General features: G+C 74.9%; 4 protein-coding genes and 1 pseudogene. 3 read left to right on the forward strand and 2 right to left on the reverse strand.

What is annotated here, in order from left to right; all coding sequences use genetic code 11:
* Positions 1 to 845, reverse strand: an 845-nt coding sequence (locus ACWEMJ_RS34005) for an SAM-dependent methyltransferase (protein WP_452141005.1), incomplete at its 3' end; no start/stop codon positions are given.
* A gap of 53 nt (positions 846 to 898) precedes the next feature.
* On the opposite strand from ACWEMJ_RS34005, the gene ACWEMJ_RS34010 reads away from it, so the two are divergent.
* Both ACWEMJ_RS34010 and ACWEMJ_RS34015 read left to right on the forward strand, forming a co-directional pair.
* Positions 899 to 1,354, forward strand: a complete 456-nt coding sequence (locus tag ACWEMJ_RS34010; RefSeq protein WP_452141006.1) for a MarR family transcriptional regulator — start codon at positions 899 to 901, stop codon at positions 1,352 to 1,354.
* Positions 1,355 to 1,452: 98 nt separating this feature from the next.
* A complete protein-coding gene (locus ACWEMJ_RS34015; RefSeq protein ID WP_452141007.1) occupies positions 1,453 to 1,812 on the forward strand; it encodes a PRC-barrel domain-containing protein in 360 nt (119 codons plus the stop codon).
* 139 nt (positions 1,813 to 1,951) lie between these two features.
* Here the strand turns inward: ACWEMJ_RS34015 and ACWEMJ_RS34020 are convergent, their stop codons facing one another.
* Positions 1,952 to 2,332, reverse strand: a complete 381-nt coding sequence (locus tag ACWEMJ_RS34020; RefSeq protein ID WP_452141008.1) for an SRPBCC family protein — start codon at positions 2,330 to 2,332, stop codon at positions 1,952 to 1,954.
* 216 nt (positions 2,333 to 2,548) lie between these two features.
* On the opposite strand from ACWEMJ_RS34020, the pseudogene ACWEMJ_RS34025 reads away from it, so the two are divergent.
* Positions 2,549 to 2,849, forward strand: a pseudogene (locus ACWEMJ_RS34025) (RNA polymerase sigma factor SigF); the annotation flags it as partial.

Below are 2,849 nucleotides of genomic sequence, written 5' to 3' on the forward strand. Positions count from 1 at the left end.
CCGCCGCCGGGGGCGGGCGGCAGCGGGCGGGCGTGGGCGGCGGCGAGTTCCTCGCGGGAGGTGTGGCGGGTGGTCCAGCCGTGGGCGTCGAGCCAGTCGGCGGTGCCGGGGCCGAGGCCGCCGCGCCACAGGGCGGTCATGTCGGTGAGGCCCTCCTCCTGCGGGGTGCGGCTGGTGTCGCGGCCCTGTTCGACCAGCAGTCGGCTGCCGGGCGCGGACAACTCGCCGATAGCGGTGAACAGTTGGGCGGCCTGTTCGGCGTCGAGGTAGACCAGCAGCCCTTCGGCGAGCCAGGCGGTGGGCTGCCCGGGGTCGAAGCCGGCCGCCCGCAGCCGGTCGGGCCAGGTCGGGTCGGTGAGGTCGGCGGGCAGTGCGACCCGCTCGCAGCGGGGCCGGGCGCCCTGCTCGGCGAGGACCCGCTCCTTGAAGGCGAGCACCGGCGGCAGGTCGAGTTCGAACAGGCGGGTGCCGTCCGGCCAGGGCAGCCGATGGGCGCGGGTGTCGAGTCCGGCGGCGAGCAGCACGACCTGGTGGACGCCGGCGGCGAGCAGCCGGTCGTCGTAGTGGCGGGTGCGCAGCACGGCGTGCACCAGCAGCCGGCGGGCGAGCGGCCCGATCCGCGCGGCGGACGGGCGCGGCGGCGCGCCGGCGGCGGTGACGAAGGCGAGCGCGTAGGGGTCGACGAACAGCGGGTCGGGCTGTGCGCTCTCGTAGGCGCGGGCCCGGGCGACGGCGAGCGCGGTGCGGGAGACCGGGCTCAACTGCTCGGCGGCGGGCGGCTGTTCGGCAGCGGGCGCGGGTTCGGCGGTGGACGGGCCGGGGCGGACCGGCTCTTGGGTCGTCATGCCGGAAAACTACATCGGCACCGATGCATCTGTGAAGATGTATCCTCCCGCCCATGGACGGCGTACGACTTCTGCGGCTGGGCAAGCGGCTGACCGAGCTCGGCCGGGAGATGGTCACCGACCACGCCTCGGCGACCCTCTCCCCCGCCGAGATCGCGGTGATCTCCGACGTGTACCGGCACCCGGACACCTCCGTGCAGGACATCCGGGTCCGCACCGGCTTCGCGCAGAGCCACGTCTCCACCTCCGTCGCCCGGCTGCGCGAGCGCGGCCTGCTGGACGCCGCGCCGGACCCGGCGGACGGCCGCCGGACCCTGCTGCGCGCCTCCGAGCTCGCCCGCGGCTACATCCGGGCCCGGGTGGCCCGTCCCGCCGAGCCGGTCATCGCCAGGGCGGTCCCCGACCCGGACGGGGCCCGCCGGGTCGCCGAGCTGCTCGACGAGCTGGCCGACCTGCTGCTCTCGCCGGACGGGACGGCCCGGACAGGCGGCCCCGAGCACCGTCGGTGACCATGGACGGGTCGGACCGTCCCATCCCGGACGGTCGCGTCCCGGGGTTGTCCGGCCGGCGGACCGTCCCCGGGCCGTCCAGCCAACGGAGGCCGTCAATGATCGAGATCGCCGACATCCGCGAGTGGCGCGGTCAGGACGTGGTCGACCAGGACAGCAAGAAGATCGGCTCCCTGGAGAACATCTACGTCGACACCGCCACCGACCTGCCGTTCTTCGCCACCGTCACGGTGAGCGTGCTCGGCCTGCAAAAGCGCCTGGTGTTCGTCCCGATCGCGAACGCGGTGGTCGGGCCGGGCTACGTCCGGGTCCCGTTCGGGCGCGGCGACGTGAAGAACGCGCCGTCCATCGACACCGACGGGGTGCTCGCCGCCGAGCAGGAGCCCGAGGTGTTCGCGCACTACCAGCTGGACTACGCCACCGGCGCGGGCGGCGAGCGGCGACTCGCCCGCCGCTGAACCCGAAGCCGCCGAACCCGAAGCCGAGCCCGGAGCCGCCGAACCCGAAGCCGAGCCCGGAGCCGCCGAACCCGAAGCCAGGCCCGAAGCCGCCGGACCCGAAGCCGCCGGGCCCCGGCCGGGAAGCCGTCGGCCCCGCTCAGGCGGCCAGCCCGGGCCCGCGCCGTTCGACGTCCTCCTTGAACGCGGCGAGTTCGTCGATCACGTGCCGGTCGGTGAAGCCGAGCCCCTCCACCAGGTGGTCCCAGAGGCCGTGCGGCTCGGTGTCCAGCTGAAGCATCACCCGGGTGCTGTCCGCACCGGCGTCCGTCCCGCGGTGGAAGGTCACCACCCCGGAGTGCCCGGGCCGGCCCTCGCCGCCGCTCCAGGCGATCCGGTCCAGCGGCACCACCTCGGTGGCGGCGGCCCCGCGGTCCGCGCCGCCGCGCATGCAGGCGGGCAGCGACTCGCGCTCGGTCCACGCGCGGTAGACCGCCTCGATCGGGGCGTCGATCTCCACGGATTCCTCGATCCGGCCCATGGTGTTCCTCCTCACCGGGTGCGGCCGCCCGACTGCGGTCCGCGTCCGCACCCCGCCTGCCCCCTCGCCGGGCGGGCATGCACGCAACCGTCGTCCCGTGTTCCGTTCCCCCACCCCGTGACCGGCGTCACGGAAACTTCACACGTCTGCCAGGCATGACCTCCGGCCGGCCGGGTACCCGGGGACGGACCGGCCGGAGACGAGGAAAGGAAAGGCATGCCTGTGCCCACTGATGAACTCCTTCTGTCCGCACCCGCTGCGGTGACCTCCGAGCCGATCGGAGCGCCCTCGGCCTTCGGGGCCGACGCCCTCGGTGTGGACCCGCGTTCCGAATCCGCCCTGGACGCGCTCGCGGACCCTGCCAACGCCAGCCCCGCCGACGCCCGCGAGCTCAGCCGCGTGCTGCTGCGCCGCCTGGCGGGCCTGGAGGAGGGCACCCGCGAGTTCAGCTACGTCCGCGCCACCCTCATCGAACTCAACCTGACCCTGGTCCGCTTCGCCATCCGCCGCTTCGGCC

This window comes from Kitasatospora sp. NPDC004531, assembly GCF_053602195.1.